The following is a 6,751-nucleotide window of genomic DNA, read 5'->3' as shown; positions in this document are numbered from 1 at the left end:
GATCATCAAGCCTTTCAAATTGGATGATGTCCGTGAGGCACTATCCGAGATTGGCGTACAAGGCGTAACCGTCACTGAAGTCAAAGGCTTCGGTCGGCAGAAAGGCCACACAGAGCTCTATCGTGGCGCGGAATACGTGGTGGATTTCCTGCCCAAGGTCAAAGTGGAGATCGCCATTGGCGACAACCTGCTGGACCAGGTCATCGAAGCCATCACCAAGGCAGCCAACACCGGCAAGATCGGCGACGGCAAAATATTCGTGACTGAACTGGAACAGGCTATCCGGATCCGGACAGGCGAAACCGGCGAAGAAGCAGTCTGATCCAGAACTGACACCTAGCCAACGCAAAAAACTTATAACCTGAAGAGCCTTGTGCGGAGGGCTTCCTATGGAAAGCAATCTCTTTCACCTGCAGTATGCAATAGATACCTTTTATTTTCTCGTGTGTGGCGCATTAGTCATGTGGATGGCCGCAGGCTTTGCCATGCTCGAGTCCGGCCTGGTGCGTGCTAAAAACACCACCGAAATCCTGACCAAGAACGTCGCGCTCTTTGCCGTGGCCTGCACCATGTACCTGGTGTGCGGTTACGCCATCATGTACGGCGGTAACGTCTTCCTCTCCGGCATCGCCGATGTGGACGTGGACGGCGTACTGGGTGACTTCGCCACCCGTGAAGACGGCTTCACCGGCGGCTCCATCTACTCGGCGGCCTCTGACTTCTTCTTCCAGGTCGTGTTCGTGGCCACCGCCATGTCCATCGTGTCCGGCGCGGTTGCCGAGCGCATGAAGCTGTGGGCGTTCCTGGTATTCGCGGTCTTCATGACTGGCTTTATCTACCCGCTGGAAGGCGCGTGGACCTGGGGTGGCGCCGATGTGTTCGGTATGTACAACCTCGGTGATCTTGGCTTCAGTGACTTCGCCGGCTCCGGCATCGTACACATGGCAGGTGCCGCTGCGGCCCTGGCTGGCGTACTGCTGCTTGGCCCGCGTAAAGGCAAATACGGCCCCAACGGTGAAATCCGTGCCTTCCCGGGCGCCAACATGCCGCTGGCCGCTCTGGGTACCTTCATCCTGTGGATGGGCTGGTTCGGTTTCAACGGTGGTTCTGTACTGAAACTCGGCGACGTAGCCAGTGCCAACTCCGTGGCCATGGTGTTCCTGAACACCAACGCAGCCGCTGCCGGTGGCGCTATTGCCGCCCTGATCACCGCTCGCCTGATGTTTGGCAAGGCTGACCTGACCATGCTGCTGAACGGTGCGATCGCCGGTCTGGTGGTAATCACCGCCGAGCCATCCACCCCGAGCGCGCTGACAGCCACTATCTGGGGCGCCCTGGGCGGCATCCTGGTGGTACTGAGCATCGTCACTCTGGACAAGCTGCGCATCGACGATCCGGTCGGCGCCATCTCTGCCCACGGTGTCTGTGGTCTGCTGGGCCTGCTACTGGTACCGGTTACCAACGGCGATGTGAGCTTCAGCGGCCAGATCATCGGCGCCCTGACCATTTTTATCTGGGTATTCGTAGCCAGTCTGGTCGTCTGGGGTATCCTGAAGGCTGTCATGGGCATCCGTGTGACCGAAGAGGAAGAGTACGAAGGTGTCGACCTCTCCGAATGCGGTATGGAAGCCTATCCGGAGTTTGTCAGCGGCAAGCAGTAACACCGCTACCTACCGGAATAAAAAAGGGCGCCCTTGTGGCGCCCTTTTTCTTTAAGCTCTGGTTCAACCCTCTTCCGGGCGAACCTCATCTTCCAGCGCATCCACCATAAACTGCGGCATGGCCAAGGCACCGTGGTGCACCCCGGCATTATAGTAACGGGTGACAAAGGGGCGGTTGTTGGCATCTTCCTCGCGGAAATACTTCAGCGGGTTTTCCTTGCTGCCCATGGTGCAGCTCCACCAGCCCGTGGGGTATACCGGCTGGGGGAATGGCAATGTCTGCACATGGCCAAAACCGGCTTTGTGCATGTCATCGTGAATGTCCTTGATGATGGTATTGGTGTGCAGCAGGGGGGATTCGCTCTGCTGCACGATGATACCGCCCTCCCTCAGGGCCAACATGGCATCGCGATAGAAATCCAGTGCGAACAGGCCTTCCGCAGGACCCACCGGGTCGGTACTGTCGATAATCAGCACATCAATGCTGTTCGGCTCGATATCACGCATCCACTGGATGCCATCACCGAAAAAGAAGTTGGCACGGGGGTCGCCATTAGCTTCGCACAGTTCTGGAAAATACTTCTCAGACATGCGGGTTACCCGCTCATCGATCTCCACCTGCCAGGCTTCCTGCACTCCAGGGTGTTTCAGCACTTCTTTCAGGGTGCCGCAGTCGCCACCACCGACGATGACCACTTTTTTCGGGTCCTTGTGGGTGAACAGCGCAGGATGGGTCATCATTTCGTGGTACAGGAAATTGTCCCTGGTGGTCAGCATCACACAGCCGTCCAGAACCATCAGGTTGCCGAAGGTTTCGGTTTCATAGATTTCGAGTTTCTGAAATGGCGTCTGCTCTTCATGGAGCTTGCGCTTTACCTGCAGGGAAAAAGCGGTGCCCTGGTCCTGAAATACCTCGGTGAACCAGCCTTCGTTCAATGCGGTCATGTCTGTCTCCCACTGTGTGCCGCTGCAATGTGCCGGGGCATCTGAAAGGGGCGTATTGTAGGTGCAGTGGTCAGCTCCTACAATGCAGCCTGTTACCGGCCCGCCGGCCGCCCCGGGTTTCCTGACAGGATAGCAACAATGGCTGAAACCGCTGCATCACCAGCCCACAAGGTCTACAACATCGCTCACTGGAGTGACGGATACATTTCAGTCAACGGTCAGGGCGAGGTTGAAATCTGCCCGGACCGGGGCAGAAGCGACGCCCGCATCAACCTGCCGGCGCTGACTCGTTCGCTGGCCGAAGCCGGTGTGCCCCTGCCGGTTCTGATTCGCTTTACCGATATCCTGCATGACCGGGTCAACAAGCTCTGCAATGCCTTCAACAAAGTCACTCAGGAGCAGGGCTACCGGGGCCGCTATACGGCGGTTTACCCCATCAAGGTAAACCAGCAGCGCCGGGTGGTGGAAGAACTGCTGTCAGCCGAACCGGCCGCCTCGGCCAACCAGGTGGGCCTTGAAGCCGGCAGCAAACCGGAGTTGATGGCCGTACTGGCGCTGGCAAAGCAGGCCGGTTCGGTGATTGTCTGCAACGGCTACAAGGACCGGGAGTACATCCGCCTGGCACTGATCGGCCAGAAACTGGGTCACCGGGTGTTTATCGTGGTGGAAAAGCAGTCGGAACTGCCACTGATTCTGGAAGAAGCAAAAAAGCTGGGCATTTCCCCGCTGATTGGCGTGCGAGCCCGGCTGGCGACTATTGGCAAGGGCAACTGGCAGAATACCGGGGGCGAGAAGTCCAAGTTCGGTCTGTCTGCCAGCCAGGTGCTGGATGTGGTGGATACCCTGAAACAGGCCGGAGCCCTGGGCACCCTGCAACTGCTGCATTTCCATCTGGGCTCACAGATTGCCAATATCCGGGACATCCAGACCGGCTTGCGTGAGTGCGCTCGCTTCTACACGGAACTGCACGCTATGGGCGCCCCCATCGGTACCGTCGATATCGGCGGCGGCCTGGGTGTCGACTACGAAGGAACCCGTTCCCGCAGTAGCTGCTCCATGAACTACAGCGTATTCGAATACGCCTACAACGTGGTGCACGTGCTGCAGTCCGAGTGTGACCGCCAGGGTATCCCGCACCCGGACCTGATCAGTGAATCCGGCCGGGCGCTCACCGCCCATCATTCGGTACTGGTCACCAATGTGATTGACCGCGAATACCCGGACAACCGCGAGCCTACGGAACCCGCTGCTGAGGCCCCCGCGCCGCTGCAGGATCTCTGGCGAGACCTGGAAAGTCTTCAGGATGAAGGCTCGCCCCGCTCACTGGCGGAAATCTATCACGACATCCTGCACGCCATGGCCGATGTCCACGCCCAGTTTGCCCACGGTTTGCTGTCCCTGCAGGAGCGGGCCCAGGCCGAAACCCTGTACGTGCGCTGCTGCCGGATGCTCCGGGCCGAGCTGGACAGCGCCAACCGGGCGCACCGGGAAATCATCGACGAGCTGAACGAGAAGCTTGCGGAGAAACTGTTCGTGAACTTTTCCCTGTTCCAGTCCCTGCCCGATGTCTGGGGCATCGATCAGATTTTCCCGGTGATGCCGATCAACGGGCTTAACCGGTCACTGAACCGGCGGGCCGTGATCCAGGATATCACCTGTGACTCGGACGGCCGGATTGATCAGTACGTGGACGGCCAGGGCATCGAAACCACCTTGCCACTGCCCGAACACGACCCGGAGTCCCCTTTGCTGATGGGCTTCTTCATGACCGGCGCCTATCAGGAAATCCTTGGCGATATGCACAACCTGTTCGGGGATACCCACTCGGTGGACGTGAAGCTGGACCAACAGGGGCAATATCAGGTGGGGGAACCCATTACCGGGGACACCGTGGCGAAAGTACTGCGTTATGTGAATTTCGAGCCCGCCAACCTGCTTGAGGCCTACCGGCAGAAGTTCCGGCACAGCGGCCTGGCTGCAGAGCTGCAGCAAACGCTGCTGGCCGAGCTGTCCTCCGGGCTTGAGGGCTATACCTACCTGGAGGAAGGATAAATCGTCAGGACGGACGAAAAGGCGTGATCAGGTCTGATTGTCCCGGCGCCAGGCCGAGGGCGAGACTCCTTCCCACTTGCGAAAGGCCCGGCCAAAATTGGACGGGTCGCTGTAACCCAGATGCTCGGCGATCTCGTCAATGCTCATCGCCGAATGGCGCAACAGCAGCTCCCGGGCCCGCTGATGTCGCACACTCTCCTGAAGACCATGAAACCCGCCACCCTCGGCGGAGAGCTGCCGCCGAAGCGTTCGTGGCGACACCCCCATTTGCTGCGCCACATCCTCGAGGCCGGGCAAACGCCCATCCCGGGCAGACTCCAGCAAACGCAAGACCCGATCGCTCACCGAGGCAGAAGCTTCCATCTGGCGCATTTCTTCCTCGCACTGGGCTTCTGCCACCCGGCGGGCAACCGGATTGGACAGTGACATCGGTAACCCCAGAAACGACTTGCGAAAGCGCAACTGGTTTACTCCCGCCGAGAACGTGACCTTGCCGCCGAACAGATACTGGTAGCGCTCAACATCCTCGGGGCGAGGGTAATCCACCAGGCACCGCCCGCCATCCAGTAACTGAGTGCCGAATAACAGGTAATTCACGTCCATCAGGGTGGCCATCACCACTTCAATATTAAACCGATGAAGCTTCTCGGTGTCGTGGTGAATTTCCAGTTGAATCACTGCATCCTCATCCTCGACGAAGAACGCCAGCGACATATAGGCGAACCGGATCCGGAAATATTTGATCAACACCGCCAGCGCCTGCTCCAGGGTGTCGCAACTGATGGCAGCCTGGGACAGGGCTCCGTGCGCGGTGAACTTCAGACGTTTGCCGTATTCCAGCCCCAGGCATTCATCACCACAGCGGGTCAGTGCCTGCTGGCATAACGCCGTGAACTGATCGAGCGTAATGAAATTGTCGGGATGACTGAGCTGGCTGTTTCGAATACCGGCCACTGACACGAGTTCCGAACGACGCACCCCACGCTCCTCTGCCAATTGGCAGAGAATTTCAGCGTAATGCACCCGCATAACGGGCAAAGAGCCACTGGAGAGCGTTGCGTTCATGGTCTGGAATTTTTGATCGTTGTTTTACCGATCAGACTAGCCCCTGCCGGGGCAACCGGCAATAACCCCGGTGACGCAGTTCTTCCGGCCTTCTGGCCATCCCGACAATTTTTTCGGAATCCATGAATCCGCCCGGTAATCCATTGCGTAAACACTCTCACTGACAAATCTGTGACGAGTGCATAGAATGATGACCATAGCCAGCTCAAATACGATAACTGTCAAGGAGCGCCCGGTGACAACACTGGAGCAGCAACCAACGAAAACCGAAGGGCGCAAAGACCCCTGGGGTGTTTTGTTGGAAAAAGTCGGCAAGCATCAGGATCGGGCGGCTTATCATGCTTTGTTCGAGCACTTTGCCCCGCAGATCAAGTACTACGCAATTTCGAACGGGCTGGCCAGCCACGCGGAAGAGCTGGTGCAGGAAGTCTTCGTCTCTATCTGGCGCCGATCCTGTCTTTACGACTGGCGCAAGGCGGCGGCATCCACCTGGATTTTCACCATTGCCCGGAACCAGCGCATTGATATGCTGCGCAAAATGCAGCGCACCAGTGCTGAGATGGCGGTGGAAACCGAGGATCTCTGGCAGATCCCGGGTGATAACGAAGACGAACCAGTCACCTCCCTGCATCGCCTGATGTCCGAGCGGCGCATCCGGGAGTCGCTGAGCCAGCTCCCGGAAGAGCAGATTACCGTAATCGCGAAGGTATATATGGAGCACAAATCCCACCAGATGGTGGCAGATGAGCTCAACATTCCTCTCGGCACCGTGAAAAGCCGGGTTCGCCTGGCACTGAACAAACTGAAAGTGATTTTGCAGGATCAAAACGTATGACACGGCACCATCCCGACAGCCTGAGTCTGATGGAGTACAGTGCGGGCAACCTGAGCGAGCCCCATGCACTGTGCATCCGCCTGCATCTGGAGCAGTGCCCCCACTGCCGTAGCCGGGTCGATACTCTGAACAGCCTGGGCGCTGTCATGATGGATCACCAGCCGAAGGTGACGGTGGCTGATTCGAGCTTTGA

At 58.3% G+C, this 6,751-nt stretch carries 7 protein-coding genes; 5 read left to right on the top strand and 2 right to left on the bottom strand.

The features are described from left to right. Window position 1 precedes the first annotated feature (1 nt). Window positions 2–322, top strand: coding sequence for a P-II family nitrogen regulator (gene glnK, locus B3Y70_RS01255; protein ID WP_288589083.1), 321 nt, complete (start codon window positions 2–4; stop codon window positions 320–322). Window positions 323–389: 67 nt separating this feature from the next. Then, on the top strand, window positions 390–1,661 hold the full coding sequence (locus B3Y70_RS01250) for an ammonium transporter (protein WP_011784067.1): 1,272 nt from the start codon (window positions 390–392) through the stop codon (window positions 1,659–1,661). A 63-nt stretch (window positions 1,662–1,724) separates the two neighbouring features. Here the strand turns inward: B3Y70_RS01250 and speE are convergent, their stop codons facing one another. Then, the gene (gene speE / locus B3Y70_RS01245; protein WP_011784066.1) at window positions 1,725–2,606 is read right to left on the bottom strand and encodes a polyamine aminopropyltransferase; all 882 of its coding nucleotides are present in this window, start codon (window positions 2,604–2,606) and stop codon (window positions 1,725–1,727) included. Between the two features lie 138 nt (window positions 2,607–2,744). On the opposite strand from speE, the gene speA reads away from it, so the two are divergent. Then, window positions 2,745–4,658: a biosynthetic arginine decarboxylase gene (gene speA / locus B3Y70_RS01240; RefSeq protein ID WP_278350084.1), complete on the top strand. Its 1,914-nt coding sequence runs from the start codon at window positions 2,745–2,747 to the stop codon at window positions 4,656–4,658. 27 nt (window positions 4,659–4,685) lie between these two features. Here the strand turns inward: speA and B3Y70_RS01235 are convergent, their stop codons facing one another. Next, window positions 4,686–5,723: an AraC family transcriptional regulator gene (locus B3Y70_RS01235; protein ID WP_278350083.1), complete on the bottom strand. Its 1,038-nt coding sequence runs from the start codon at window positions 5,721–5,723 to the stop codon at window positions 4,686–4,688. Window positions 5,724–5,958: 235 nt separating this feature from the next. Between B3Y70_RS01235 and B3Y70_RS01230 the strand changes: the two genes are divergently transcribed. Then, window positions 5,959–6,558, top strand: coding sequence for a sigma-70 family RNA polymerase sigma factor (locus tag B3Y70_RS01230; RefSeq protein WP_014420382.1), 600 nt, complete (start codon window positions 5,959–5,961; stop codon window positions 6,556–6,558). Further along, a partial coding sequence (locus B3Y70_RS01225; protein WP_349678904.1) for a zf-HC2 domain-containing protein occupies window positions 6,555–6,751 on the top strand: 197 nt, incomplete at its 3' end. The genes B3Y70_RS01230 and B3Y70_RS01225, both read left to right, overlap by 4 nt.

The sequence above is a fragment of the Marinobacter sp. UBA5687 genome (genome assembly GCF_002420325.1).
Classification (GTDB): domain Bacteria; phylum Pseudomonadota; class Gammaproteobacteria; order Pseudomonadales; family Oleiphilaceae; genus Marinobacter; species Marinobacter nauticus.
The sequence above is the reverse complement of the archived record's forward strand: the minus strand, read 5'-3'. Positions and strand labels throughout refer to the sequence as shown.

What these genes read in the sequence shown, in the direction of transcription:
- B3Y70_RS01250 (WP_011784067.1), top strand. Translation starts at nt 390, where the DNA reads ATGGAAAGCAATCTCTTTCACCTGCAGTATGCAATAGATACCTTTTAT.
- speE (WP_011784066.1), bottom strand. Translation starts at nt 2,606, where the DNA reads ATGACCGCATTGAACGAAGGCTGGTTCACCGAGGTATTTCAGGACCAG.
- speA (WP_278350084.1), top strand. Translation starts at nt 2,745, where the DNA reads ATGGCTGAAACCGCTGCATCACCAGCCCACAAGGTCTACAACATCGCT.
- B3Y70_RS01235 (WP_278350083.1), bottom strand. Translation starts at nt 5,723, where the DNA reads ATGAACGCAACGCTCTCCAGTGGCTCTTTGCCCGTTATGCGGGTGCAT.